This window comes from Streptomyces sp. NPDC003023 (assembly GCF_042888225.1).
Classification (GTDB): domain Bacteria; phylum Actinomycetota; class Actinomycetes; order Streptomycetales; family Streptomycetaceae; genus Streptomyces.
This window is the reverse complement of sequence record NZ_JBIAPL010000014.1, coordinates 30,196-55,844: the sequence shown is the minus strand read 5'-3', so window position 1 is coordinate 55,844 and position 25,649 is coordinate 30,196. Positions and strand designations below refer to the sequence as shown.

Genomic DNA, 25,649 nt, shown 5'->3' with positions numbered 1-25,649 from the left:
CCGCGGGTGCGTCCGATGGGTCCGCGGCCGTGGCACCGGGGGCTTCTCGGGTGGGTTCAGACGTTCCAGACGCCGGTGGCGGCGGCCTGGCGCGCGTAGTCGGCGAAGTCCTTCGGCTTGCGGCCGAGGGCCTCCTCGACGCCGTGCACCAGGTGGGCGTTGCGCCCGTCGAGGACGTTTTCGAACAGTTCGGCGAACTCGGCCGGCAGGCCGTGCTCCACCAGGGCGGCCCGGTACTCGTCCTTGGTGATGGGGATGTACTGGATCTGGCGGCCGGTGGCCTTGGTCAGTTCGTCGGCGACGTCACGGAAGCTCAGCAGGCGCGGGCCGGAGAGCTCGTAGGTCTTGCCGATGTGCCCCGGGTCGGTGAGGGCCGCGACGACGACATCGGCGATGTCGTCGGCGTCGACGAACGCCTCGACGGCGTCGCCGGTCGGCAGGGCGATCTCGCCGGCCAGGACGGGCTCGAGGAAGAAGCTCTCGTCGAAGTTCTGGTTGAAGAAGCTGGAGCGCACGATCGTCCAGTCGGCGCCGGACTCCTTGAGCTTGTTCTCGCCGATGACGGCGCCCTCCTCGCCGCGGCCGGAGAGCAGCACCAGGCGGGTGGCGCCCTTGGCGACGGCGAGCTTGGAGAAGGCGGCGATGTGCTCGTCGGCTCCGGGGAAGGCGAGGTCGGGGTAGTAGGTGACGTAGACGGCGCCGACGCCTTCGAGGGCCGCCTCCCAGGTGGAGGAGTCCTCCCATACGAAGGGCGGCTCGCCGGATCGTGATCCGACGCGCACCGGGAGGCCTTGTGCGGTGAGCCGCTCGGCGACCCGGCGGCCGGTCTTGCCGGTGCCGCCGATCACCAGCGTGGTCTTCGTTCCGGTCGTCTGCGTGTTCTGTGTGTTCGTCATGGTGATGAGTCAACTCCAGTGCGGTGAGACGAGCCATAGTCCAAGCGCTCAACTCCATAAGCGTGCGTCTCAGGAGGAGCGCGGCCCGGTGCGGTGCGGTGCGGTGCCCGGGTCAGGGTAGGCAGCGGGGCGCCGGGGTGGCCATGGCTCCGGGCCGGTTCTCGAGCGGGCTGCGAGCGCTGCTCCAGGCGTTCGGCCGGAGCGGGGGCGTGCCGGCTTCGGGCGCGCTGTGTCCGGTCGGCAACGGCCCGCCGTAGAGCGGTACTTGAGCGGTTCTCCAGGGTCCTTGGTGAATCTCGTCCCATTCACCGGTGAAGGAGAACCGATATGGACGGCACCGACGAGCCGCTGCGGCGTGAACTTGCCGTCTGGCGCGCCTTGGACGGTGAAGCGCCTTTTCCTTACGACAGCACCGTCGATCATCTGCGTGCAGTGGGAAAGCATTTTCTCGGGGAGGAACTCCTGGAGCTTCTCGCGGCGTGCCGTTCGCTGAACCGTGAACGGAATTCGGCGGTTTTTCCGGATGCTTTTCTCGGCCGGTTCCTCGATGTGCTGCTGGACAAGTTCGACGACCGCTACGACTACCCCAGCTATACGGCTCTGCCGCTGCTGCTGCACGGATGGGGCGAGGCGTCGAGCGGGGCGGCGGACGGGGCGGTGGGCGAGGCCGCGAACGTGACGGACGCCGTGACGGGGGACGCGGCTGAGGGCGGGCAGGGGCTGTGTGACCGGCGTGACCGCATGGTCCTGCTGCTGCTCGCCGATCTGATCGGATTCGAGTCCCTGGTCCTGGACGGCACTCCCGCCGACCCGCGGGGCATGCTTCCCCCGCCGCTGCTGCTGAGCAAGCGGCTGCGGCTGGCGGTGAGGGTGATGGAGCCCGCCGCGCTGCGGGTGCTGGAGGGGTCGGTCGATCCGGTCGCGCTGGCCGTGACGCCCGGCCGCACCCCGGCCCGTGAGCTGGCGGACGCCGTGCTGGCGACGGCGGGCGAGCGGGAGCGGCTGCTGCTGCGCGCCAGTGTGCAGCCGGTGCACGTGCTGCACGACGAGTATCTGTTCCTGCGTGTCCTGCAGTGTTTCGAGGCGACGTTCACGTTCATGTCGGCGACGCTGCGTACGGCGGTGTCGGTGCTGCGCGGCGAATGTCCCGGGGACGCGGCCGCGCTGATCGCGGAGGTCGCCGACGTGCTGCGCGAGTCGCTGCCGCTGTTCTCGCTGCTGGCGACCATGCAGCCGGCGTCGTTCCAGAGTTTCCGGCAGTTCACCGACGGGGCGAGCGCGATCCAGTCCGAGGGCTACAAGCGGTTCGAGAGCTACTGCTCCACCCCGGCGCGAGCGCGGCTGGACTCGGCCGCGTTCACCTCGGTGCCAAGGGTGCGTGGCGCGGTGCTGGCCGGGCGGGAGACCGTCCAGGGCACGTGGGAGGACGTGATCTCGAGTGGCTGGCTCGCCGAACCGGACGCCGCCGCGGTGCGGGCGGCCGCCCGGCAGCTCGAGGCGGTGCACCAGCGGTGGAAGCAGACGCACTACCGGCTGGCGGTGCGGATGATCGGCACCCGCACCGGAACCGGGTCCACCGAGGGTGTGCCGTATCTGGAATCGGTGATCTCGGGCCGTCTCTTCCCCGCCATGGAGCAGCAGCCGGCAGGCGGCTGATGCCCGATCCCGACCGGAGGACACCGAAGCCGATGAGCAAACGTGCCAGGACCGGACGCCCCGGGGCCGCCCGCCGCACACTGAACCCGGACGCGGCCGACCACCGGCTCGTCTACGAGTACGACCGCGGCAGCAACTACGAGCAGGACACGCGGCTGACGCAGGCGCTGTCGGCCCTGCTGCCGGAGGGTGAACTGGTCCATCCCGACCAGCGGTTGTTCCAGTCCGTGCATCTGATCACCGAGTACGCGTGGGCGGCGATGCACTTCGAGATGGGCCGGGCCGTCGCGCTGCTCGACGACGGCGACCCACTGCTGGCCGCCCAGGTGGTGGAGCGGGCCGCGTCGCTGGGCCGGATTCCGGTGCAGGCGCTGGCTGTGCTGACCGAGTTCCTGCCGCAGACCGGTCTGCTGACCATGCGTGAGACGTTCCCTGAGAACACCACCGGCCTGGACTCCCCCGGCGCGCGGAACCTGCGCCGTGCGGCGCAGCCCTTGTGGCAGGCGTTCACCCGGGCGCTGGAGCGGGCCGGGCTCGCCATGGAGGAGCTGATCCGGGTGCAGGGCCGCACGGCCCGGCCGGCGAAGGCCGAGCGGGACGCGGTCGAACTCGCCCTGGTGCGCCAGTCCCTGATGCGTCTGGACGGAGCGGTCGGGGACTGGAAGCAGCTGCATCTGCGGATGGTGTGGGGCCAGTTGGGGGGTCATCCCGAGGCGGCGGCGCACCGCCCCGCGGGGGGTCCGTCGTGTCCTCATGCGCCGCGGGACGCGGACGCCCACCGGGGCGAGGGCACCGACGGCCTGCCCACGAGCCTGCGCGGGCAGTCCACGCAGAGCCTGATGACGATGTCCGAGCGCACGCTGTTCCCGCAGCTGTGGGACTCCGTGGACGCCGTCTACCGGCGTTTCGTATCCGCCGCACCCGTCGCGTCCGCCGACGAGACGTCCTGACCACGAAGGAGCCCGCACCGCCATGACACCGATGCCCGAGACACCGTCCACCCCGCACGACCCGGCCGCAGTGGTGGCGCTGGTGCGCACCGCCTGGGCCGAGGGCCTGGGGCACGACGAGTTCCACGACGACGACAACTTCTTCGCGGTCGGCGGGCACTCCATGTGCGCCGTGCGGATCGTGCGGGTGCTGAAGGACCGGCTGGGCATCGCGCTGACGGTGCGCCAGTTCCTGGCGAATCCGACCGTGAGCGATCTGGCGGCCCACCTGGCCGGTGCCCTCGGCGCGGTCGGCGCCCGGGTCGGTGGTGCTGGGGGCGGGCAGGCCGGTTCGGGGGTCGGGGCGTGAGCACGGCCTCCTCCGCGCAGCTGGAGATCTGGCTCGCCGACCGGTGCGAGCCGGAGTCCGGGCGCTACAACATCCCGCTGTGCCTGGAGTTCACCCCCTGTCCGGACGAGCGGGCGCTGCGTGCCGCGCTCGCCGATGTGCTGGAGCGGCATCCGGCGTTGGCGGGGCGGTTCGAGACGGCGCGGGGCACGCTGCTGCATGTCGCGCAGCCCTCCGCGGTGGTGCCGCTGCGGATCGTGGAGCGGGCCGGGCGCTACGACCGTGAGGCGGCCCTGGCAGACGCCTCCCGTGCCGCCGCGCGGCCGCTGGACCCGGGGACGGCGCCGCTGCTGCGCGCGGAGGTGCTGCGTCACGACGACGGGGCGCTGCTGACTGTGACGGTGCATCACATCGTGGCGGACGGGCGTTCGGCCGACGTGCTGGCCGAGGACCTGGTCACCGCCTACCGGGCCAGGGCCGCGGGCCGGTACCCCGGTTTCGCGCCGGTGCCGGTGCCCGAGCCGCTGCCGGCGGCCACCGCGCCGGACCCGTACTGGGCGCGGCTGCTGGAGGGCGACCCTGCGCTGCTGGCGCCGCTGCCGGACCTGGTGCGCCGTGAGGACGGCCTGCGCGGACCGGCCGGGTTCTGCGAGCGGGAGCTGCCGGCGCAACGGCCGGCGCAGGTACGGGCACTGGCCGCCGCGGGGGGTTTCAGTCCGGCCGTGGCGCTGCTGTCGGTGTGGAGCCTGCTGCTGCACGCCTGGTCGGGCGAGGACGACGGGCTGCTGGGCATGCCGTTCGCGGGCCGCGACGAGGACACGGAGGACGCGGTGGGCCTGTTCACCCGCGTCCTGCCGGTACGCACCGTGTGCGAGGCGGCGCGGTCCTTCGCCGACCACGCGGCACAGCTCGGCGACCAGGTTCTCACCTCGATGGAGGCGCACGCCGAGGCGGGCGATCCGCCGCCCGGCACCGCGCCGGTCTTCTCCGCGGTCTTCCTGCACCAGCCCCGGCGCACGGCGTCCTGGCAGCTGCCGGACACCGAGGTGCGCCTGCTGCACCCGCAGAGCGCGGTGGCCAAGTACGACCTGGCGTTCGCGGCCGTGGAGGGCGACGACCGGCTGGTGCTGCGCATCGACTACGACCGGGCCCTGTACACGCCCGCCACGGCGCGGCTGATGGTCGAGCAGGCCGACGCGCTGCTCGCGGCCGCGGTGTCCCGGCCGGACGCCACCTGTCGTGAGCTGCTGGCCGCGATGGCCCAGCGGCCGCACGCGCCCGAGGCGTCGGCGGCGTCCCCCACCCACGAGGCGGGGAACCAGGCGGGGAGCCGGGTCGGGACGGCGTCCGTCGCCGACGGACACGTCGCGGACGGACACGTCGCGGACGCAGGCGTCACGGGCGGCAACGTCACGGACGGAAGCATCGCGGGCGCAGGCGTCGCGGGCGGGAGTGTCGCGGACGGAAGCATCGCGGACGGAAGCATCGCGGACACAGGCGTCGCGGGCGGGAGTGTGGCGGAGCTGGTCGTCGAGCAGGCGCGGCGTGCGCCGGACGCGGTCGCCGTCGAGCACAACGGACAGCGCCTGACCTACGGCGAACTGGTGCGGGACGCCGCGCGGATGGCGCACTGGCTGCGGATCCAGGGAGTGCGCACCGACGACATCGTGGCGCTGGTGCTGCGGCCGGGCACGGACACCGTGACGGTGATGCTCGCCGTCGCCCTGGCCGGGGCGGCCTATCTGCCGCTGGATCCGGCCTATCCCGACGCCCAGCTGGAGATGGTGGTCGCCGACGCGCGGCCGAGGCTGCTGATCGCCGAGGAGGGCGAGCAGGGGCGGGTGCGGGGGCTGCCCGTGCACACGCCGCAGGCCGTGCGGGCGGCGTCGGCCGTGCTGCCGGTGTCCGCGCCGCTCACCTCGGCCGGACCCGACACGGCGTTCAACGTGCTCTACACCTCCGGCTCCACCGGCCGCCCCAAGGGTGTGGTGCTGCACCACGGCGGCGTGCTGCGGATGATGCACCGGCCCGAGTTCGTACCACTGGGCCCCGGCGACACCGTCTCGCACCTTTCCCCGCTCAACTTCGACGGGGCCACGTACGAGATCTGGGGTGCGCTGACCCACGGTGCGCGGCTGGCCGTGCTGGACAAGGAGCTGGTCCTCAGCCCGCGTGAACTGCGCACCGCGCTGCGCGAGTCGGCGGTGACCACGCTGCTGGTCACCACCCCGCTGCTGAACCGGCTGATCGAGGACGCCCCGGATCTGCTGCAGTCGCTGCACCGCGTCTACTTCGGCGGCGAGATCGTCTCCGTGCCGCACATCCGCAAGGCACTGCGCTGGGCACGGCCCGGCACCCTGCTGCACAGCTACGGGCCGACTGAGAACTCCTTCACCTCCTCCTGGCACCCGATCGAGGAGGTGCCCGACGGTGCGCGGACCGTGCCGATCGGGCGGGCGGTTCCCGGCACCCGTCTCCACGTGGTCCTGGAGGGCACGCTGGTGCCCGCCCCCGCCTACGTGCCGGGCGAACTGCTCCTGGGCGGCTCGGGTGTGGCCCGCGGCTACCTGGGGGATCCGCGCCGCACGGCCGAGCGGTTCGTGCCCGACCCGTTCAGCGGTGAGCCGGGCGCGCGTCTGTACCGCACGGGTGACCGGGTGCGCTGGACGGCCGAGGGGCAGCTGGAGTTCATCGGCCGGGCCGACAACCAGGTCAAGATCCGCAGTCAGCGGGTCGAGCTGGGTGAGGTGGAGGCGGCGCTGCGGGCCCATGCGGAGGTGCGCGGCGCGTTCGTCACCGGCCGGGTCAACGGGCGGGGCGAGAAGGAGATCGTCGGGTACGCGGTGCTCGGCCGGCCGGCCGCGCTGGATGCCGTACGGGCCCATCTGCGGACCGTGCTGCCTTCGTTCGCGGTGCCCGCGCATCTGCTGGCGGTCGACGAGCTGCCGCTGACCGCGAACGGCAAGATCGACCGTAAGCGGCTGCCGGCGCCGCCGGACGCGGCCGGGGCGCCCGCCGCGACGCAGCCGGCCCCGCCGCCCGCCGTGCCGAGCGGGGCGGGCGCCGCAGGGACGGCTCGGGTGACCGCCCGGGCGGACGGTGGCGCGGTCGGCGCGGTGATGCGGGCATGGCGCGAGGTGCTGCCCGGCGCCGTCATCGGCCCGGACACCAACTTCTTCGACGCGGGCGGCCATTCGCTGCTGCTGGTCAAGCTCCAGGACGCGCTGCGCGCGGCCACCGGCACCGGGCCGTCCGTCGCCGACCTGATGCGGCACACGTCCGTGCGGGCGCAGGCCCGGCTGCTCGGCGGCGACACGGCCGCCGGGCAGGACACGACGCCGACAACAACGGCGACAGCGAGGGTCACCGCGCGCACCCCGGCCGTCGGCAGCGGCAGTGGCAGTGAGGGGGACGGTGAGGCGATCGCCGTGATCGGCATGGGTGCCCGGTTCGCCGGCGCCGTCGACCTCGACGCGTACTGGGACAACCTCGCCGCCGGCCGTGACTGCTTCCGTCAGGGCCCGGGGCCGCTGGTCACCGAACACCCCGACGGCACCCGGCGGATCGCCCGCTGGGGCATGCTCGCCGACGGCACCGGCTACGACGCGGGCCTGCTCGGCTTCACCCCCGACGACGTCGAGGGCGGCGACCCGCAGCAGGGCGTGCTGCACGAGGTGCTGTGGGCGGCCGTCGAGGACGCCTCACTTCGGCTGTCCGACATCTCCCGCCGCACCAGCCTGTACGCGGGCTGCCCCAGGGTGGTGCGCACCGACGGCGAGGCGCGGGTCGACGACGTCGTGAGCCTCGATCCCACGTTCGTCGCCTCCCGCTTCGCCTATCTGCACGATCTGTGGGGCGAGGCGCTGATGCTGGACACCGCCTGTTCCACCGGCCTGTACGCGGTCCATCTGGCCTGCCGTGCGCTGCTGCGCGGCGAGAGCGAGTACGCACTGGCCGGGGCGGTGTCCCTGGACGGCGCCTTCGACGGCGCCTACACCTACCGGCCCGGATTCCTGTACGCCGACGACGGGATGTGCCGGCCCTTCGACCGGCGCGCCTCCGGCACGGTCGGCGGGTTCGGCGCGGGTGCGCTGCTGCTGCGCCGGCTGAGCGACGCCGAACGGGACGGGGACCCGGTGCACGCCGTGATCCGCGGCAGCGCCGTCAACAACGACGGGCGGGCGCGGGTCGGTTACTCGGCGCCCGGCGTCGAGGGCCAGGCGCGGGTGATCCGTGCCGCGCTCGCCGCGGCGGGCATCGGCCCGGACGCGGTCGGCTACGTGGAGGCCCACGGCACCGGCACCAGGCTCGGCGACGCCATCGAGGCCACCGCGCTCGGCGAGGCGCTGGGCACGGCGGGCCCCGAGGTCGCGGTGGGCTCGGTGAAGGCGTCCGTCGGCCACTGCAACACGGCCGCCGGCATCGCCGGGCTGATCAAGGCGGTGCTCGCCGTGCGCCACGGCGTGCTGCCCGCCACCCCCAACGTGGGCGAGCCGATCGACGAACTGGCCCGGCTGGGCGGCCGGTTCACGCTGCCGACCGAGAGCCGTACGTGGGACGTGCCGGCCGGCCGGCCGCGGACCGCGGGCGTCAGCTCCTTCGGTGTCGGCGGCACCAACGCCCATGTGGTCGTCCAGGAACACGTAAGCGAAAGGGTGTGAACGCGGCGATGACGACGACGTTCTGGACGGGGCCGGACGCCCCGCGCGTCCTGGCCGTCTCGGCGCGGGACGCCGAGACCGCCGCGGCCGCGTGCCTGCGGCTCGCACAGCGGCTGGCGCACGACCCGGCGCTCACGGCGGACGACGTGGCGGCCACCCTCGCGCACGGGCGGGAGCGGTTTCCCGTACGGCACGCGGTGACGGGCACCAGCCTGCACGAACTGGCGGCCGCGCTGCGCGAGTCGGCTGCCGGGCCCCGCCCGGCCGGCCCGGCGCCGGCCCTGGTCCTGGACCTGGGGGACGGCTCGGCGGCGCACGGCGGCCCGAACCTGCCGCAGGTCGCACAGGCGCTGGCCGTGGCGGGCGACCTCGATCTGCCCGCCGGTGCGGACCGCCTCGCGGCCTGCACGGCGGCGGCACTGCACGGCACGGCGTCCCACTTGGCCGCCCACGGGCTGCGCCCGGACACGGTCCTGGGCCGGGGCGCGGGCGCGGCCGCCGCGGCGGCCCTGCGCGGCGAACTGCCCCTGGCGGACGCGCTGCGGGCCGCGGCGACCGGCGCACAGGTACCGGCGGCGGGCCCGCTGCCGGAGGGGGCGGTGGTACTCCGTGTCGGCGTCCCGGCCGGTGACCGGGCCGCGGACCGCCGCAGGGACGGCGCCGTCGGAGCTGCGGGCCGGGCACCGGCGGCCGGGACCGACGGGGCCGCCCTGACCGGTCGGCTCGGCGAGGCCGACCGGACCGGCGAAGACAGCGGGACCAGCCGGCCCGGCAGGGCCCTTGACCCCGGCGAGCGCCTCGGGGCCACCGGAGACGGTGGGACCGTCGAGGCCGGTGGATCCCGCCGGATCGGCGGAGCCGGCCGGGCAGGTGGGGGGTTCCGGAAGGCGGACGGGTCGGTGTTCGCACTGGACACCTCCGACCCCGCCTCCTACGCGCGGGTGTTCGCCGCTCTGTGGGAGCACGGCTTCGACGTGGACTGCACGCTGGGGCGGGCGGGGCGGCGGGTGAGGCTGCCCGGCTATCCGTTCCAGCGCTCGCGCACCGCGGCCGCCCTCGCGCCGCCGGCCGGGCTGCGGGCCCTGACCCCGCACGAGCAGCGCTGGCTCTTCCACGACCTGGTGCGCTCCGGCAGCGCCGCCGAGCACACGCTGTGCGCCACGGCGCTCCTGCCGCGGCCCGTCCCGTCCGCGGAGACCGCGCTCGGTGCCCTGCTGGACGCCCGCCCCGCGCTGCGCACCGTCTTCACCCGGCACGCCGGACGCTGGTACGCCCGCCTCTCCACGAAGGCCGTGCCGGTGACCGTACTGGCCCCGGACGACGGCGCCGACCCGGTCGAACGGGTGAGGACCGCGGCGGCCGGCGCGACCTTCGCCGCGGCCGACGTGCCCCTGGTGCGGGTTGCCCTCGCCCCGGCGGGCGACGGCTGGGCGGTGGCACTCGCCGCGTACGCCCCCGTCGCCGGGTCCGCCTCCGCGGGCGAACTGCTCGCCCAGTGGGCCGAACTCGCCGGCGCCGCCGCGCTGCCGGCCGCCGCACCCGCCTGACCCCGCGCTCCGCCGCCCGACCCGTCCCCGTTTGAACCGGCCCCTCTCCCCCGCCCGCCTGACGACCCCACCCGCCTGACCCCACCCGCCTGACCCCGCCCGCCTGACCCGCCCGCCCCGCCGAAAGGGACCCGCCATGACCGCCGCTCTCGAACATGCCGCACCGCTCGCCGTACCCGCCGACTGGGCAGGTGCCGCGCCCGCCCCGATAGGGGTCGACCAGGCCTTCAACGGCTATGTCGCCGCCACCGTCGTCCACACCCTGGACCGGCTCGGCATCTGGGACCGGCTGGAGCGCGACCCGCTGCTGGACCTGCGTGCCCTCGCCGCCGAGAAGGGACCGGCCCTGCGTGAGCGGGTGCTGCGCGAGGTGGTGCGTGCCGCCGCCGGCTGCGGCTGGGTGCGGCTGCAGGAGGACGGCGACACGGCACTGCTGACCACCGCCGGCCAGGAGATGATCCGCATGCGCGGCTACTTCACCTGGGGCGTCGGCGGCTACGCCGAGGTGTTCGCCCAGGCGCACCGGATCGCGTCCGGTGAGGCGGAGTTCGGCGCCGGCGTGCTGCGCGACGAGGCGATGGTGGCCCTCGGCTCCGGCCAGAACGACCGCTCCTTCATGGCCGGCACCCTCGACGAGGTCCTGGCCGATGTCGACTTCTCCACCCTCGCCGACCTCGGCAGCGGGATCTCCGCCCGGGTCAGCCGCGTGGTCGGCAACCGCCCCGGCACCCGCGGCCTGGGCCTGGACATCAGCGGCCCGGCCACCGAGCTCGGCCATCGCACGATCGCGGAGGCCGGTCTGAGCGACCGGGTCGAGGCGATCAGGACCGACGTGCTCGACGTGTGCCACCGGGCCGCGCACCACGACAAGCTCGCCGAGGTCGACACGGTGATGAGCTTCTTCCTGCTGCACGACCTGCTGGCCGACCCGGTGACCCGCCCGCACACCTTCACCCGGCTGCGCGAGGCGTTCCCGGCGGCCCGCACCTTCGTGTTCGCCGACACGATGCTGCGCCCGGACACGGACGGCGCGCAGACCCTGCCGGTGTTCTCACTCGGCTACGAACTGGCCCACGCGCTCATGGGCGTGCCGCTGCACACCAAGGAGACGTACGAGGAGCTGTTCGCCGCGGCCGGTCTGGTGCCGCGCCGCACGGTGCCGTTCGGCACCCCCCACTCGTGGCTGTACGTGCTGGAGGCGAAGTGACCAGTCCCCTCGCCCTGCTGCGCGAGTTCTCACCGCGTACGCGTGTCGTCCTGGCGGTCAACGCCGTCAACTCCTTCGGCGGCGGTCTCGTCCTGCCGTTCCTGTGGATCTATCTGAGCGATGTGCACGGGCTGCCCGCCTGGGTGCCGGCCGTGACGCTGGCCGTCCAGGCGGCGACCGCCGTCGCCGGCGGGCTGCTGTGGGGGGCGCTGCTCGACCGGTTCCCACCCCGTACCACGGTGCCGCTGGTGATGGCCGTGGCGGGCGCGGGCACGGCACTGTACGCGCAGGCGGACGGGGCGCCCTCGGCGCTGGTCGCGGCGCTGGTGTACGGCTTCGGCATCAGCGGTGTGGGCACGGTGCTGCGTTTCCTGTACGCGGGGGCCGCCTCCGCACGGGAGCGCGGCCTCGCCTACAGCGCCGACTACGCGGTGTTCAACGCGATGACCGGAGTGGGTGTCCTGGTCGGCGGTGTGGTGGCGTCGATGGACGCCGGGTCGCGGGCGGCCCGTTTCGCCGCCCTGTACCTGGCGGACGGGGCGACGTTCCTGGTCGCCGGGGCGGCACTGTTCTGGCTGCTGCCGAGGGTGATCCCCGCGGGCGGGGACGAGGGCGGCGCGAAGAGGCCGCGGGCCGGCTACCGCGAGGTGCTGAGGCAGCGTCACCTCGCGGCGCTGCTGGGTGCGCTGGTGATCTGCTCGCTCGTCTCGTACGGACAGTTCCGCTCGGGTCTGCCGGGTTATCTGACGCAGGGCGGTGCGCTGGGGCCCGAGGGCATCTCCGGCGCGTTCGCCCTCAACATCGTGGTCGCGGTCGGGGCGCAGTTCCTGCTGGCCGAGCGGATCCAGAGGATCCGCCGCTCCACGGTGCTCGCCGTCTCCGGCGCGGTGTGGGCGGCGGCCTGGGCGATGGTGACGGTCGCCGGGTTCGGCAAGGGTTCTGGGGCGCTGACGCTCGCCCTGGCGGGTGTGGTGCTGCTGTCGGTGGGTGAGGCGCTGGTCTTCCCCGTGGTGACGTCGCTGCTGAACGATCTGGCGGCAGAGGAGGTGCGGGGCCGGGTCAACGCGCTGCTGTCGGTGGCGATCTCGACCGGCTCGGTTGCCGGCCCGGCGCTCGCCGGCGCCACGCTGCCATGGGCGAACGGCATCGCGCTGATGGCGGCCCTGCTGGGTGGCTGCGCGGCGGTCGTCGCGGTGGCGGTGCGGCTGCGTACGACGCTGAGCGCGCAGGTGGACCTGCCCGCACCGCAGCCCGACACCGACACCGGGACCGGGACCGGGACCGGGACCGGGACCGGGACCGGGGCTGAGGCTGAGGCTGAGGCTGAGGTCGAGGTCGAGGTCGAGGTCGAGGTCGACGCTGAGGTCGAGGTCGAGGTCGAGGTCGAGGCCGGGGCCGGGGCCGGGAAGCCGCGGTCGGTGCGGCCGCTGCCCGAGGCGCCGCCGCGTCCGGAGCAGCCCCTGCCGGCCGGTGCGGCCCGGTCCGTGAAGAGTGCCGTCTCCCCCGTGTGACCGGCCCGTGCCCGGCCGGGTGCGGCCCCCTCTTTTTCCGTCCTCCTGTTCCCGACGAGGTGCTGAATGTTGAACAACTGGCCGCTCACCGGTGTCACGGTGCGCACCGGGCGCGTCGAGCTGCGCTGGCCCACGCCCGAGGATCTCGACGCGCTCGCGGACCGGGCCGTCGACGGCGTGCACGCACCGGGTTTCATGCCGTTCTTCTCGCAGTGGACGGACGGCACGCCAGCCCAGGTCGCCCAGCGTGTGCTGCAGCGTCACTGGCGGGCGATGGCGTCCTGGACACCCGAGGACTGGACGCTGTATCTGGTCGTCGTCGCCGACGGGCAGGTGGTGGGCTCGCAGAGCCTGGGCGGCCGGGACTTCGGCGTCACCCGTGAGGTGCTGCTGACGTCGTGGCTGGCGCTGGGCCGGCAGGGCGAGGGGCTCGGCGGGCACGCCCGGGCCGCGGCGCTGGAGCTGGCGTTCACGGGGCTGGGCGCCGAGCAGGCGTTCTCCGTCGTACGCCGCGGCAACGACGCCTCGCAGGGCGTGTGCCGCAAGTTCGGGTTCGAGCGGGACGGCAGCCAGGTCAACGCGGTCCGCGGCGAGCAGGTGGTGAGCGACCGTTTCCGGCTGACCCGCGCGCGCTGGCAGGCGCACCGGCGCATCGACGCCGAGGTGCGCGGCGTGGCGGCGGCGCTGCCGTTCTTCGGCGCGGATGCCGCCGAGGCCCTGCCGGCCCCGCAGGCCGCTCCGCCGGGTGCGGTGGCGGGTGTGCCGCTCGCGAGCGTGCTCTCCGGGGTGCGTTACGCGGAGGAGTCCGACCAGAGCGCCGCCTGAACCGCCCTTTCCCTGTCCCTGTCCGCTGTCCCCTGTCCCCTGTCCCCTGTCCCCTGTCCCCTGAAGCGAAGGACTTCCCATGGCCCAGCGTCGCCCTGTCATCGCCGTCGTCTACGACCGGGGCTCGGCCTCCCCCCTGCACATCGTGGAGGGGCTGGAGGTGCTGGGCGAGGTGGTCCTGGTGCTGTGCCCGTCCGCGCACACGGACGAGGCGGCGCCGCTGGCCGGGGAACTGGCCCGTGTGGTGCGGCTGGACCCGGCGGACCTGGACGCGTCGGCCGCGCGGCTGGCGGAGCTGTCCCCGGACGCGATCCTCACGTTCAGCGAGTCCCGGCTGCCAGAGACGGCGGAGCTGGCCGTGCGGCTGGGGCTGCCCTACCACTCGCCGGGGACCGTGGAGCTGCTGCGCGACAAGTACGCGCAGCGCACCAGGCTGCGGGAGCGGGGCACGGAGGGGGTGCGGTCGTTCCTGCTGCGGCAGGCCGGTGACTGGCCGGCGGCGCTGGCGGCCGTGGGCCTGCCCGCGGTCCTCAAGCCCGCGCGCGGTGAGGGCAGCCGCAGTACGCATCTGGTCACCGAGGCGTCCCTGGGGGCCGAACTGGCCGCCCGTCTGCTGCCGGAGTCCGCGGCGGAGGGTGAGCGGGGCGCGGCGGGTGAGAGTGCGCTGGTGCTGGAGGAGTATCTGCGCGGCCGGGACTGCGGGCGGTTCGGCGACCATGTCTCGGTGGAGTCGGCGGTGTCCGGCGGCCGTGTCTCGCACTGGGCGGTGACGGGGAAGTTCCCGCTGGCTCCGCCGTTCCGCGAGACGGGGCACATGTGGCCGGCGCCGCTGGAGGACGCCGAGCTGGAGCAGGTGTGCCGGCTGGTGGGCGGTGCGCTGCGGGCGCTGGAGGTGACGAGGGGCGTCACGCACACCGAGGTCAAGCTGACGCCGGACGGGCCGAGGATCATCGAGGTCAACGGGCGTCTGGGCGGGTTCCAGGTGCAACTGGCGCGTCTGCGCGGCGGTTTCGACGCGGTGACGCTGGCCGGGCGGGTCGCGCTCGGCGAGGACGTGTCGCGGCTGCGGGCCCCTGCCGGGCCGGTGGTGTTCACCCGGTCGATGCCCTCCCCGGCCGGCGGCGGCACCTATCTGGGGATGTCGGGCCTGCGTGCGGCGCTGGCCGTGGACGGTGTGGTGAGTGTGCAGGCGAGGCACGCTCCCGGCACCGTGCTGCCGGCCGGGGTGAACACCGGTGAACTGGCGTGGGTGGAGGGCCGGGTGGCCGACCACGACGCGATGTTCGAGGCCGCGGACCGGGCTCTGGGGGCGCTGTCGTTCACGGTCGCCGGCCCCGGCGGCGTACCGGAGACGGTGTCCGCGGCGCACGGCGCCCTGCCGGTGCCGGGCCGGTGAGCGGCCGCCGCGCACGGCGCTGTCCGCGCTTTGGTCCCGGTCGTCGCAGGGGCCGGTGCGGCCGGATCGCAGCTCCAGCCCCGCTCGAGCCGGGTCGTGAATTCTCTGCACCGTCGAGGACCGTAGCCGGAAGGGAAGGTGGCCCCGTGGCAGCCGCTGAGATCCGTACCGACGTACCGCAGTTCCTGCCGGTCGCCGGTCATCACGAGCCCGCGCCCTTCTATCTGACGGCCGACATGTTCGGCGGGGTGCCGGTCCAGGTGGCGGGCGGCCCGATCGACCATCTGGTGGGCCGGCCGGTCGCCGACCCGCACCGGCACGAGGTGGCCGAGATCTACTTCCTGGTCTCCCCCACCCCCGGTGGCGCCCGGATCGAGGTGACGGTCGACGGCGAGTCGCAGCAGTTGGCCTCCCCGGCGCTGCTGCACGTGCCGGCCGGGGCCGAGCACCGGTTCCTCACACTGGAGGCGGAGCCGGGCAGTTACTGCTTCGGCATCCTGCTGGGGGACGCGGCGTGACCACGGCGCCGGCCCGCACCGCACCCGCCCGGCTGCATCTGAGCGAGAACGCCTACGGCCCCAGCCCGCTGGCCGTGCGCGCCGCGCACGAGGCCCTCGACACCGTTTCCGTCTATCCCGACCCGGGCCGCGTGGCGCCGGTGGCGGCGATCGCGGAGCGGGTCGGTGTCGGCGAGGCGCAGGTGGCCGTCGCCAACGGCAGCGACGAACTGGTGCTGCTGACCGCTCTGGCGCTCGGTGACCGCGGCCGGCCGGGCGTGACCTCGGCCGGGACGTTCCCCGGCTACCGCGTCTGTCTGACGGCCGCCGGGCGTGGCTGCCGGGAGATCCCGCTGCTCGGGGCGGAGGTGGACGCGGGGGCGATCGCCGCCGCGACGGAGGACGCGGGCATCGCCTACGTGTGCCACCCGCACAACCCGACCGGCGGTGTCCTGGACCGGGACGGGTTCGACCTGCTGGTCGAGCGGGCGGCGGTGACGGGCACACCCCTGGTGGTCGACGAGGCCTATCTGGAGTTCGCCCCGGCGGGCACCCCGCAGGTGCGGGACTACCTGGGCAGCGGCGCGCCGCTGCTGTCGCTGCGCACGTTCTCCAAGGCGTACGGTCTGGCCGCGCTGCGGATCGGCTACGCGGTGGGCTCGCCCGATCTGGTCGCCGCGCTGCGTTCGGCCCAGGCCGCCATGCCGTTCAGTGCCAACTCCGTCGCGCAGGCGGCCGCGGTGGCCGCGCTCGCCGACCGGTCCCATCTGGACGAGGTGCGCCGGCAGAACGCGCTGCGCCGCGCCTGGTTCCGGGGCGAGCTCCGCTCGCGCGGGCGTTCGTCGCTGCCGTCGGCGACCAACTTCGTGGCTGTCGCGGCCGGTGACTGTGCCGCCGTGGAGCGGCGGCTGGCCGCCGAGCACGACATCCTCGTCCGCGACGCCGGACGGTTCGGCTTCGCCGGGCACCTGCGGGTCTCCCTCGGGCCCGTCGCCGACCTCACCCGGCTGCTGGACGCCCTCGACGTGATCGACCCGGTCCGGTGACCGGGGCCGCAGGCACCCGTACCACCTCACAGGAGCACCTCGTGACCCATGCAGTGATCGTCAACGACCGGCAGCAGTACGCCGTGTGGCCCAGCGGCACGGGCCTGCCGGACGGCTGGCAGGCAACCGGCTGGTCGGGGGGTGAGCGGGCCTGTCTGGACCGGATCGCCGAGCTGTGGACCGACGGCCGCCCCGCCCCGGTGCGGCGGGCCGCCACCGAGGACGCGCTGCGGCCCGCCGTGCAGCTGCTGGCCACGGCGCGGCTGTGGCTGCGCGAGGTGCTGCCCGAGGAGGCGCGGCAGATCGCCGCGGGCGCGGACGCCGGGCTCAACTGGGCGGGCGGCGGGCCGAGTGCGCAGACCCGTGTCGCGGCCCGGATGCTCGACGCGGCCGCCGGTGCGGGCGCGCATGTGCCGGGCTGGGGCATGTATCTGCTGTTCCGGACCGAGGACGCTCGGGTCGTGGGGGCGATGGGTTTCCACGGGCCGCCCGCCGACGGCGGCGTGGAGATCGGTTTCGACCTGGCCGAGCAGGCCCGCGGCCGCGGCTACGCCACCGAGGCGCTGGGCGAGCTGTCCGCCTGGGCGCTGCGGCGCGGCGGCGTGGACACGGTGGTCGCCACGACCACCGAGGACAACACCGCCTCGCAGCAGGTGATGCGGCGGGCGGGCTTCGAGCTGCTCGAGGGGCGCGACGCCGAAGGGCTGCTCGTCTTCCGGCTCTCCCGCTGAACCGGCGCTCCGGCGCCGCTTTGTGACGTTTCGTCGAACCGCTGGCACACACCCGAGGAGCATGGTGTCCCGTCCACAGAGCACCGGATCCGTCACCGCGGACACCGCCGCCGAGCCCCTCCCCCAGCCGTACGCCTATGCCCGGCACGAGCCGGTGGAGCCCGACTGGCGCCGGTTCCCGGGCTGGCGGGACGTCACCGTGGAGCAGTGGCGCGATCCGCAGTGGCAGCGGGCGCACTGCGTCAAGGGCGTCAAGGAGCTGGCCGCGGTCGCCGGCGGCGGCCTGGACGAGGCGTTCTACGCCGATCTGGCGGCCGACCAGCGTGAACACGCGACGATGCCCGTCCTGCTGACGCCGCATGTGCTGAACACGATGGCGCCGCACACGGGCGTGGACACGGCCGCCTGGTACGAGGACCCGGTGCGCCGCTACATGCTGCCGCTGGCCTCCGACCGTCATCCGCTGTGGCCGAGCCATCCGCTGGCGTCGCGCGACTCGCTGCACGAGGCGGAGATGTGGGCGGTGGAGGGGCTCACCCACCGCTATCCGACGAAGGTCCTGGCCGAGCTGGTGACCACCTGCCCGCAGTACTGCGGGCACTGCACCCGGATGGATCTGGTGGGCACCTCCACGCCGCAGATCACCAAGTACCGGTTCGTGCTGCGTCCGGCGGACCGGCTGGACCGCATGATCGAGTATCTGCGGGCGACGCCCTCGGTGCGGGACGTGGTCGTCTCCGGCGGTGATGTGGCCAACGTGCCCTGGCCGCGCCTGGCGTCGTTCGTCGACCGGCTCCTGGAGCTGGACTCGGTGCGCGACATCCGGCTGGCGAGCAAGGGGCTGGTGGGCCTGCCGCAGCACTGGCTGGCCGGTCAGGTCCTCGACGGTGTCGCCGTCCTGTCGGCCAAGGCCCGGGCGCGCGGTGTGTCGCTGGCCCTGCACACCCATGCGAACGCCGCCCAGCAGGTCACACCGCTGGTCGCGGAGGCGTCGCGGGCGCTGCTCGGTGCCGGTCTGCGGGACGTGCGCAATCAGGGCGTGCTGCTGGACGGGGTCAACGCCACCCCGCGGGCGCTGCTCGACCTGTGCTTCGCGCTGCTGGATTCGGCGCAGATCATGCCGTACTACTTCTACCTCTGCGACATGATCCCCGGCGCCGAGCACTGGCGGCTGCCGCTGGAGCGCACCCAGGCACTGCAGCGTTCGATCATGGGCTATCTGCCGGGGTTCGCCACCCCGCGGCTGGTGTGCGACGTGCCGTACGTCGGCAAGCGGTGGGTGGACCAGGTGGACGGCTACGACCGTGAGCGCGGCATCTCGTCGTGGACGAAGAACTACCGCACGACGCTCGACCAGGACGATCCGAGCGGTCTGGAGCGGGTGCACCACTACTACGACCCGGTGCACACGCTGCCCGAGAGCGGCCGGCAGTGGTGGACGAGTGCCCGGACCCTGATCTGCGGGGCGTCGTGAACGGCCGCCGGGAGCAGGCTCCTTCGCCGATCGGGCTGCACCGGGTGCGCGAGCCGCTCGGGGTGCTGCCGCAGGCGGCGCTGCGGCTGGACACCGATCCGCGCCTGGCCGCGGACGAGGTGCGGGTCGAGGTGGAGTGCCTGAACCTCGACGCCGCCTCGCTGCGTCAGCTGCGTGAGGCGCACCGCGGCGACGGCGACGCGGTGCGGGCGCGGGTGTGCGAACTGGTGCGTGAGCGCGGCAAGATTCACAACCCGGTGACCGGCTCGGGCGGCATGCTGATCGGCACCGTCGCCGCGTGCGGGCCCGACTCGCCGCTGGGGCTGCGGGTGGGCGACCGGGTGGCGACCCTGGTGTCCTTGACGCTGACCCCGCTGGTGATCACCGACGGGCTGCGGGACTGGGACGGCCTGAGCGAGCGGGTGCCGGCCCGCGGCCACGCGATCCTGTTCGGCCGGTCGATCGCCGCCCGGCTGCCGGGGGACCTGCCCGACCGGCTGGCCCTGTCGGTGCTGGACGTGTGCGGCGCGCCCGCGCTGACCGGCCGGGTCGTCGCCTCGTACGCGCGGCGCGGCCGGGCCCCTTCTGTGCTGGTGCTCGGCGCGTCCGGCAAGTCCGGGTCGCTGTCGCTGGCGGCGGCCCGGCGGGCCGGGGCGGGGCATGTGGCCGGGGTGGTGCCCGACGCGGCCGAGGAGGCGGCGCTGGCGGCCGCCGGCCTCGCCGACGCGGTGGTGCGGGCCGACGCCAGGGACGCGGTGGCCGTGCGCACGGCGCTGGAGGCGCACGGCGGGGAGGCCGATGTGACCGTCGTGTGCACCGATGTGGCCGGCTGCGAGCACGCGGCGATCTGGGCCACGGCGGACGGCGGTTCGGTGGTCTTCTTCTCGATGGCCACCTCGTTCAGCGCGGCGGCGCTCGGCGCCGAGGGCATGGCCCGTGATGTGACGATGCTGATCGGCAACGGCTACCAGCCCGGTCACCACACCCTCGCGCTGGACCTGGTGCGCCAGGAACCGGGCGTACGGGCCCTGTTCGACCGCTCGCACGGCCCCGCGCGGGCCGGGGCGGGGGCCGGACGGGCCGGGGCGGGGGCCGGACGGGCCGGGGCGGGGGCCGGACGGGCCGGGGCGGGGGCCGGACGGGCCGGGGCGGGGGCCGTGCGATGACCTCTGCGGCCTCGGTGCTGCCCGCCGCCGCGGCGGGGAAGCTGGGCCTGGACGCCCGTACGGTCGCCCGTGCGCGTGAGCTGGCGGCCCGCGCCGGCGGGCCCGTCGTCGAACTCGCCCGCACCCACACCACCGTGTCGGTGGAGCGTGCCACGCTGCGGCTGGCCGGGCTGGACGGCGCGGACGCCGAGGGCATCCCGTGGGTGAACCGGCTCGTCGACGCGGTGGCCGACACCGTGGGCCTGGAACACGGGGTGTGCCTGCCGGTGTGGGACGCGCTGAGCGGCGGACGGTACCGGGACCTGACCGACCTGGCGGCCTGCGCGGCCGCCCGTACGGTGCCCTTCCGCCTCCCCCGGGGAGCGGCCGCGCGGGCGGCGGCCGGTGCGGCGCGCCGCGCGGTGGCCGGCGGGATCGGCGTCGTCGACGCCCGGCGCGCGGAGCGGGAGCGGATGGCGGGCCGGTGGGGCGATCCGCCCGCGCCGTGGATCTATCTGATCGTGGCGACCGGCGACATCCACGAGGACGTGCGGCAGGCGAAGGCCGCGGCCCGCGGCGGCGCGGACGTGATCGCGGTGATCCGCTCCACGGGCCAGTCCCTGCTTGACTACGTCCCCCAGGGCGCCACCCGTGAAGGGTTCGCCGGCACGTACGCCACCCGGGAGAACTTCCGGCTGATGCGCGCCGCGCTGGACGAGGTGTCGGCCGAACTGGGCCGCTACATCCGGCTGACGAACTACGCGTCCGGGCTGTGCATGCCGGAGATCGCGGCGCTGGCGGGCCTGGAACGGCTCGACATGATGCTCAACGACTCGATGTACGGGATCCTGTTCCGCGACATCAACCCGGTGCGCACGTTCGTCGACCAGCGGTTCTCCCGGCAGCTGCACGCCCGGGCGGGCATCGTCATCAACACCGGCGAGGACAACTACCTCACCACCGCCGACGCGGTCGACGCCGCGCACACGGTGACGGCCAGTCAGCTGCTGAACGAGTTCTTCGCCAAGGAGGCGGGGCTCGCCGACGGGCAGCTGGGCCTGGGGCACGCCTTCGAGATCGACCCGGAGCGGCCGGACTCGTTCCGGCTGGAGCTGGCGCACGCCCTGCTGGCCCGTGAGGTGTTTCCCGACGCGCCGCTCAAGTGGATGCCGCCCACCCGGCACATGAGCGGCGACGTGTTCCGCGGCTATCTCCTCAACGGCTTCTTCAACCTGGCCGGGGCACTGACCGGGCAGAGCATCCTGCTGGTGGGAATGATGACGGAGGCCGTCGTCACGCCGCTGATCGCCGACCGCGACCTGGCGCTGCGCAATGTGCGCTACGTGCTGGGGGCGGCGGGTTCGCTGGCCGAGGACTTCCGCCCCGCCGCCGACGGGTTCATCGCCCGGCGCGCCCACCAGGTCCTCGACGAGGCCGTGCGGCTGCTGGAGCGGATCTGCGACAAGGGCCTGCTGGAGGCGATCGGGCAGGGCACGTTCGGCGGGATGCGCCGCCCGGCCGGCGGCGGGCGCGGCGCCGACGGTGTGGTCGCCCGCGCGGACGGCTACCGCAACCCGGCCCTGGAACTCCTGGAAGAACCGCAAGAGACCGACGGCGACACGAGCGAGGCGACATGAGCACACCGTTCCCGGCCGCCGGCACCGTCCGGCCCTACGGCGACACCCCCGACGACGGCATGGTGCAGCTGTCGTTCACCCTGCCCCTGCCGCACGGCCCGCGCGCCGAGGGCGCGGCCCTGCAACTGGCCGGCCGTATGGGCATGGAGCGCCCGCTGGTGGTGCACAGCACCGCGGTCGGCGGCACCGACTTCAGCTTCTTCGTCGTCTACGGGGCCGTCACCCACGCGGTGGACCTGGCCGACGTCACCGTGGCCGAGCGTGACTATCCGCTGCTGTCGGCCAAGGAAGCCGACCAGGCGGTGACCGACCGGCTGGGCCGCCCGCTGGTGGTGATCGGCGCCTGCATCGGCACCGACGCGCACACCGTCGGCATCGACGCGATCCTCAACATCAAGGGCTTCGCGGGCGAGAAGGGCCTGGAGTACTACAAGCAGATGCGTGTGATCAACCTGGGCGCGCAGGTCCCGGTCGGCGAGCTGGTGCGCGCGGCGCGCGCCGAACAGGCCGACGCGGTGCTGGTGTCGCAGGCGGTCACCCAGCGGGACGCCCATCTGACCAATGTGCGGGAGCTGAGCGCGGAGCTGCGGGCCGAGTTCGCCGAGGACGAGCGGCCGCTGCTGGTGGTGGGCGGGCCGCGGTTCGACGCACGGTCCGCGCCGTCGCTGGGCGCGGACCGTGTCTTCGGCCGCGGCACCACCCCGGGGGACGTCGCCAGCTACCTCATCCACGCCCTGACCCCCGCCCCACCGCACGGTCCTGTTGTTCCTGCTGGCTCTGCTGTTCCTGCCGGCTCCGCTGTTCTCCAGGGCATCGGGTGAACCGTCGGCCCCAACCGCCCCTTGAGGAGGGTCCATTGAACGCCTACACCGGCGACGCACACGGCACACCGCCCGACCTCGACCGGCTCGCCGGTGACGTGGGCGCCCTGCTGGACGTCCTGGGCCTGACCGAGACCGGCACCGAACCGCCGGCCGACCGCATCGACACCCGCTTCGCCACCACCGCCGCCCGCCACGCCGCACGCACCGCGACCGTCGACGCGGACGGCGACGTCACCTACCTCGAACTCGACTGCCTCGCCGACGACATCGCCCGTCGGCTCGAGGGCCGCACCGGGCCGGGCCGGCTGGTGGCCCTGCGCCTCGCGCGCAGCCGCTGGGCACCCGCCGCCGTGCTGGGCGTCCTGCGCTCCGGCGCCGCCTACCTGCCCGTCGACCCCGCCTACCCGGCCGCCCGTCAGGAGTACCTGCTCGAGGACTCGGGCACCGAACTGGTCCTGTCCGACGGTGAACTGCTCGACGGCGAGACACCGCTCGCCAAGGCGGGCCCCTTCGTCCTCGCCACCCGCCCCTCCGCCACTGCCACCGGGACGGACGCGCCGCCCTCCGTCCACGAGGACACCGCCTACGTCATCTACACCTCCGGCTCCACCGGCGCCCCCAAGGGCTGCATGGTCGGCCACGCCCAGGTCCTGGCCCTCCTCGACGCGGCCGTGCCGCTGCTGGAGGCCGGACCCGACGACGTGTGGACGCTGTTCCACTCGCTGAGCTTCGACTTCAGCGTGTGGGAACTGTTCGGCCCGCTGCTGTCCGGCGGCCGGCTGGTCGCCGTCGACCGTGAAGCGGCCACCGACCCGCTGGAGTTCGGCCGCCTGCTCGCCGACCGGGGCGTCACCGTCCTCAACCAGGTCCCCTCCGCGTTCTCGAACCTGACCGCGGAAGCCGTCGCGGAGAACCTGCGCCTGCCCGCCCTGCGCCGCGTCGTCTTCGGCGGCGAGGCACTGGTGGCGGCCGACGTCGAGCGCTGGTGGCGGGCCGGCATCGCGCCCGGCGCACAGCTGGTCAACATGTACGGCATCACGGAGACCACCGTGCACGTCACCTACTGCCCGCTCACCGAGGACGTGCTGGCGGCCGCGGCCGCCGGACGCACCCCGATCGGCCGGCCCCTGCCGCACCTGACGGTCCGTCTGCGCGATGCGCAGGGCCGGCCGGTGGCGGCGGGCGAGCCCGGCGAGATCCAGGTCGGCGGCACCGGCGTCGGCCACGGCTACCTCGGGCGGCCCGAGCTGACCGCCGACCGGTTCATCGACACCGACGAGGGCCGCTTCTACCGCAGCGGCGACTGGGCCGTCGCGGACGCCGACGGGCAACTCGCCTATGCAGGCCGCCAGGACGGGCAGGTCAAACTGCGCGGTTTCCGTATCGAGCTGGGTGAGATCGAGGCCGAGCTGCGGCAGATCGACGGTGTGGCAGGCGCGGCCTGCCGGGTCGTCACCGACGGCCACGGCAGCCAGTCACTCGCCGCGTACGTCGTCGCCGACCGCACCGACGTCCCGGCGACCACGGTCCGCACGGCCCTCGCCGCCCGCCTCCCGGCCCACATGGTCCCCCAGCTGGTGCGTCACCTGGACCGCCTGCCGGTGACCGCGCACGGAAAGCTCGACCGGGCGGCACTGCCGGATTAGCCGCGGCGGGGGGCCGCGCCGTCCGCGCTCGCCCTCCACCCGCGTTCGATGCTTCTCATGGGTGCCGGAGTCACGATCAGGGACCGGAACGGCTTGACGGCACTCATGTAGGCAGCGCCCACACATCCTCGACCCTGAAGCCGGGAGTGACCTCGTGGATTCGGCAGGGACGCGACGTGTGCGCACTGTTCGGCAACTTCATTCGCCGGCCTCCGCGGTCGTGTGCGCGCGCGGGGAAGCTCCAACGCTCCGGGGTTCGGCCGGGAGGGGCGGCAGGCCGAGCAAGCCCCGGACGGCCCTGTCGGCGAGTTCGACGTCGTAGGGAGCGTGGCCGGCGAGCTGGACCCCGACCGCCTCGACGATGCCGAGGTAGGCCGATGCCGTCTCGGCAGGCGGTGGCCCCGGCGGGATCGCGCCGCTGCTGCGTCCGGCCTCGATCAGACCGGCGCAGTCGGCTTCGAGCCGGTCTACGATATCCGCGATCGCCCGGCCGACCGGATGGTCCTGACCGGCGAACTCGACTCTCAGCGTCATCATGACGTTGGCCACGTCGCGGCGGCAGTAGACGGCATGGTTCCGAGCCAGCGCTGTCAGCGCATCGACAGGGTCGGCTTCCGCGGCGACGAGACGGCCCACTTCGGCCTCCCACGTCTCCTCGACCCACTTCACGACGGCCAGCGCGAGGTCTTCCTTGTTGGCGAACAGGTGATACAGGGCGCCGCGCGTATAACCCGCCTCGCCGGCCACGCGCTCCAGCACCAGATTGGCGTATCCGTACGTGGACAGGCCCCGCGCTGCGGCCTCCAGCAGGGCACTCCTGGTCAGGGCACGTCGGTCCGCCTGCGCCCGGCGAACACCCTCCGGTTTCCCGGCCATTGGTCATCCCATCTCACATACATACATGCATGTAGGTTAACATCGGGATGTGCCGTCGCGCGGACGGACTGCAAAGGGAGGGCGTAGTGAACGTCGAACCAGGAACAGGCCGTGGCGTGCGCCCGGGTGACTCGAAGGAGATGGCGGCCTCCGTGCCGGCCGTCAGCCGACAGCAGCCGGTTCCCGAGCAGATCCGCGCCCTCAGCACCATGACCGACCCCAGCTACGTCGACGTCTTCACCATGACCGGCGGGGTTCCGGGGAGGTCACCCGAGCAGTGGGCCAGGGTGCTGTTCGAAGACGTGGCGGGCCGCGCGGGGCAGTTCATCTGGCGCATACTTCTCGGCCTGCGCCTCACGGCATCACCCCACCGGGTGGCCGGATGGCAGATCGCGGACCGCGGCGATGACTGGATCAGGCTCGAGGCCTGTTCCTGGTTTCTGACCGGCCACCTCGTCGTCCGGGCCGATGACGCACACGTCTCCCTCGCCACGTTCATCCACTACGACCGCCCCGTGGCATCACGCATCTGGCCGCCACTGGCCAAGAAGCACCGCCAAGTGGCGCCCGATCTGTTGCGCGACGCACACAGGGTCCAACAGCCGCGCCCGAGCCGCCAGTAGTGCCGTGTTACGGCGTCCCGGCGGTCGAGGAGTTCACCGCTCAGCCGGGATGCGCCGGCGATGGTCTGCGCGACTTGGGCGGGCGAAAGGTGTCGTCTTGCCGGCGCCGAAGGTCCCGTTCAGCCAGAAGATCATGCCGGTGACCCTGTCCGCGTGAACGGGGCCGTTGCGGG

General features: G+C 74.0%; 20 protein-coding genes. 18 read left to right on the top strand and 2 right to left on the bottom strand.

Annotated features, from left to right (window positions below; translation table 11 throughout):
* Positions 1–56: 56 nt before the first annotated feature.
* Complete coding sequence (locus ACFYV1_RS31390; protein WP_389399023.1) at positions 57–896, bottom strand: NmrA family NAD(P)-binding protein; 840 nt, start codon at positions 894–896, stop codon at positions 57–59.
* A gap of 327 nt (positions 897–1,223) precedes the next feature.
* Here ACFYV1_RS31390 and ACFYV1_RS31385 point away from each other — a divergent pair, with 327 nt between their 5' ends.
* From ACFYV1_RS31385 to ACFYV1_RS31305, 17 genes are all read left to right on the top strand, one after another.
* A complete protein-coding gene (locus ACFYV1_RS31385; RefSeq protein ID WP_389399022.1) occupies positions 1,224–2,552 on the top strand; it encodes a tryptophan 2,3-dioxygenase in 1,329 nt (442 codons plus the stop codon).
* Between the two features lie 32 nt (positions 2,553–2,584).
* Positions 2,585–3,502, top strand: coding sequence for a hypothetical protein (locus ACFYV1_RS31380; RefSeq protein WP_389399021.1), 918 nt, complete (start codon positions 2,585–2,587; stop codon positions 3,500–3,502).
* Between the two features lie 22 nt (positions 3,503–3,524).
* Complete coding sequence (locus ACFYV1_RS31375) at positions 3,525–3,851, top strand: acyl carrier protein (RefSeq protein WP_389399020.1); 327 nt, start codon at positions 3,525–3,527, stop codon at positions 3,849–3,851.
* Positions 3,848–8,491 carry an amino acid adenylation domain-containing protein gene (locus tag ACFYV1_RS31370; RefSeq protein ID WP_389399019.1) on the top strand — a complete coding sequence of 1,548 codons (4,644 nt, stop codon included), beginning with the start codon at positions 3,848–3,850 and terminating at the stop codon, positions 8,489–8,491. The genes ACFYV1_RS31375 and ACFYV1_RS31370 overlap by 4 nt, the downstream gene beginning before the upstream one ends.
* Positions 8,492–8,499: 8 nt before the next feature.
* Positions 8,500–10,038 carry a hypothetical protein gene (locus ACFYV1_RS31365; protein WP_389399018.1) on the top strand — a complete coding sequence of 513 codons (1,539 nt, stop codon included), beginning with the start codon at positions 8,500–8,502 and terminating at the stop codon, positions 10,036–10,038.
* Positions 10,039–10,174: 136 nt separating this feature from the next.
* Positions 10,175–11,245, top strand: a complete 1,071-nt coding sequence (locus tag ACFYV1_RS31360; RefSeq protein WP_389399017.1) for an SAM-dependent methyltransferase — start codon at positions 10,175–10,177, stop codon at positions 11,243–11,245.
* On the top strand, positions 11,242–12,756 hold the full coding sequence (locus ACFYV1_RS31355; RefSeq protein WP_389399016.1) for an MFS transporter: 1,515 nt from the start codon (positions 11,242–11,244) through the stop codon (positions 12,754–12,756). Before ACFYV1_RS31360 ends, ACFYV1_RS31355 begins: the two co-directional genes overlap by 4 nt.
* A gap of 66 nt (positions 12,757–12,822) precedes the next feature.
* Entirely contained in the window at positions 12,823–13,581 is a 759-nt protein-coding gene (locus tag ACFYV1_RS31350; RefSeq protein ID WP_389399015.1) for a GNAT family N-acetyltransferase, read from the top strand.
* A 79-nt stretch (positions 13,582–13,660) separates the two neighbouring features.
* Positions 13,661–14,977, top strand: a complete 1,317-nt coding sequence (locus ACFYV1_RS31345; RefSeq protein WP_389399014.1) for an ATP-grasp domain-containing protein — start codon at positions 13,661–13,663, stop codon at positions 14,975–14,977.
* A gap of 146 nt (positions 14,978–15,123) precedes the next feature.
* Complete coding sequence (locus ACFYV1_RS31340; protein ID WP_389399013.1) at positions 15,124–15,495, top strand: cupin domain-containing protein; 372 nt, start codon at positions 15,124–15,126, stop codon at positions 15,493–15,495.
* On the top strand, positions 15,492–16,520 hold the full coding sequence (locus ACFYV1_RS31335; RefSeq protein ID WP_389399012.1) for a pyridoxal phosphate-dependent aminotransferase: 1,029 nt from the start codon (positions 15,492–15,494) through the stop codon (positions 16,518–16,520). The genes ACFYV1_RS31340 and ACFYV1_RS31335 overlap by 4 nt, the downstream gene beginning before the upstream one ends.
* Positions 16,521–16,561: 41 nt before the next feature.
* The gene (locus tag ACFYV1_RS31330) at positions 16,562–17,251 is read left to right on the top strand and encodes a GNAT family N-acetyltransferase (RefSeq protein WP_389399011.1); all 690 of its coding nucleotides are present in this window, start codon (positions 16,562–16,564) and stop codon (positions 17,249–17,251) included.
* 61 nt (positions 17,252–17,312) lie between these two features.
* On the top strand, positions 17,313–18,725 hold the full coding sequence (locus ACFYV1_RS31325) for a KamA family radical SAM protein (RefSeq protein ID WP_389399010.1): 1,413 nt from the start codon (positions 17,313–17,315) through the stop codon (positions 18,723–18,725).
* Positions 18,722–19,891 carry an L-erythro-3,5-diaminohexanoate dehydrogenase gene (locus ACFYV1_RS31320; protein WP_389399009.1) on the top strand — a complete coding sequence of 390 codons (1,170 nt, stop codon included), beginning with the start codon at positions 18,722–18,724 and terminating at the stop codon, positions 19,889–19,891. The genes ACFYV1_RS31325 and ACFYV1_RS31320 overlap by 4 nt, the downstream gene beginning before the upstream one ends.
* Entirely contained in the window at positions 19,888–21,507 is a 1,620-nt protein-coding gene (locus ACFYV1_RS31315; RefSeq protein ID WP_389399008.1) for a lysine 5,6-aminomutase subunit alpha, read from the top strand. The genes ACFYV1_RS31320 and ACFYV1_RS31315 overlap by 4 nt, the downstream gene beginning before the upstream one ends.
* Positions 21,504–22,328 (top strand): OAM dimerization domain-containing protein, encoded by an 825-nt coding sequence (locus ACFYV1_RS31310; RefSeq protein WP_389399007.1) that lies wholly within the window; start codon positions 21,504–21,506, stop codon positions 22,326–22,328. Before ACFYV1_RS31315 ends, ACFYV1_RS31310 begins: the two co-directional genes overlap by 4 nt.
* Before the next feature lie 35 nt (positions 22,329–22,363).
* A complete protein-coding gene (locus ACFYV1_RS31305; protein ID WP_389399006.1) occupies positions 22,364–23,977 on the top strand; it encodes an amino acid adenylation domain-containing protein in 1,614 nt (537 codons plus the stop codon).
* A 198-nt stretch (positions 23,978–24,175) separates the two neighbouring features.
* Here the strand turns inward: ACFYV1_RS31305 and ACFYV1_RS31300 are convergent, their stop codons facing one another.
* Positions 24,176–24,853 carry a TetR/AcrR family transcriptional regulator gene (locus ACFYV1_RS31300; protein ID WP_389399005.1) on the bottom strand — a complete coding sequence of 226 codons (678 nt, stop codon included), beginning with the start codon at positions 24,851–24,853 and terminating at the stop codon, positions 24,176–24,178.
* Between the two features lie 86 nt (positions 24,854–24,939).
* Between ACFYV1_RS31300 and ACFYV1_RS31295 the strand changes: the two genes are divergently transcribed.
* A complete protein-coding gene (locus tag ACFYV1_RS31295) occupies positions 24,940–25,476 on the top strand; it encodes a hypothetical protein (protein WP_389399004.1) in 537 nt (178 codons plus the stop codon).
* Positions 25,477–25,649 lie beyond the last annotated feature (173 nt).

Excerpts from the sequence above, each read along its gene's own strand:
- ACFYV1_RS31325 (WP_389399010.1), top strand. The coding sequence starts at position 17,313 with ATGGTGTCCCGTCCACAGAGCACCGGATCCGTCACCGCGGACACCGCC.
- ACFYV1_RS31385 (WP_389399022.1), top strand. The coding sequence starts at position 1,224 with ATGGACGGCACCGACGAGCCGCTGCGGCGTGAACTTGCCGTCTGGCGC.
- ACFYV1_RS31365 (WP_389399018.1), top strand. The coding sequence starts at position 8,500 with ATGACGACGACGTTCTGGACGGGGCCGGACGCCCCGCGCGTCCTGGCC.
- ACFYV1_RS31375 (WP_389399020.1), top strand. The coding sequence starts at position 3,525 with ATGACACCGATGCCCGAGACACCGTCCACCCCGCACGACCCGGCCGCA.
- ACFYV1_RS31300 (WP_389399005.1), bottom strand. The coding sequence starts at position 24,853 with ATGGCCGGGAAACCGGAGGGTGTTCGCCGGGCGCAGGCGGACCGACGT.
- ACFYV1_RS31380 (WP_389399021.1), top strand. The coding sequence starts at position 2,585 with ATGAGCAAACGTGCCAGGACCGGACGCCCCGGGGCCGCCCGCCGCACA.
- ACFYV1_RS31390 (WP_389399023.1), bottom strand. The coding sequence starts at position 896 with ATGACGAACACACAGAACACGCAGACGACCGGAACGAAGACCACGCTG.
- ACFYV1_RS31360 (WP_389399017.1), top strand. The coding sequence starts at position 10,175 with ATGACCGCCGCTCTCGAACATGCCGCACCGCTCGCCGTACCCGCCGAC.
- ACFYV1_RS31350 (WP_389399015.1), top strand. The coding sequence starts at position 12,823 with ATGTTGAACAACTGGCCGCTCACCGGTGTCACGGTGCGCACCGGGCGC.
- ACFYV1_RS31345 (WP_389399014.1), top strand. The coding sequence starts at position 13,661 with ATGGCCCAGCGTCGCCCTGTCATCGCCGTCGTCTACGACCGGGGCTCG.
- ACFYV1_RS31315 (WP_389399008.1), top strand. The coding sequence starts at position 19,888 with ATGACCTCTGCGGCCTCGGTGCTGCCCGCCGCCGCGGCGGGGAAGCTG.
- ACFYV1_RS31310 (WP_389399007.1), top strand. The coding sequence starts at position 21,504 with ATGAGCACACCGTTCCCGGCCGCCGGCACCGTCCGGCCCTACGGCGAC.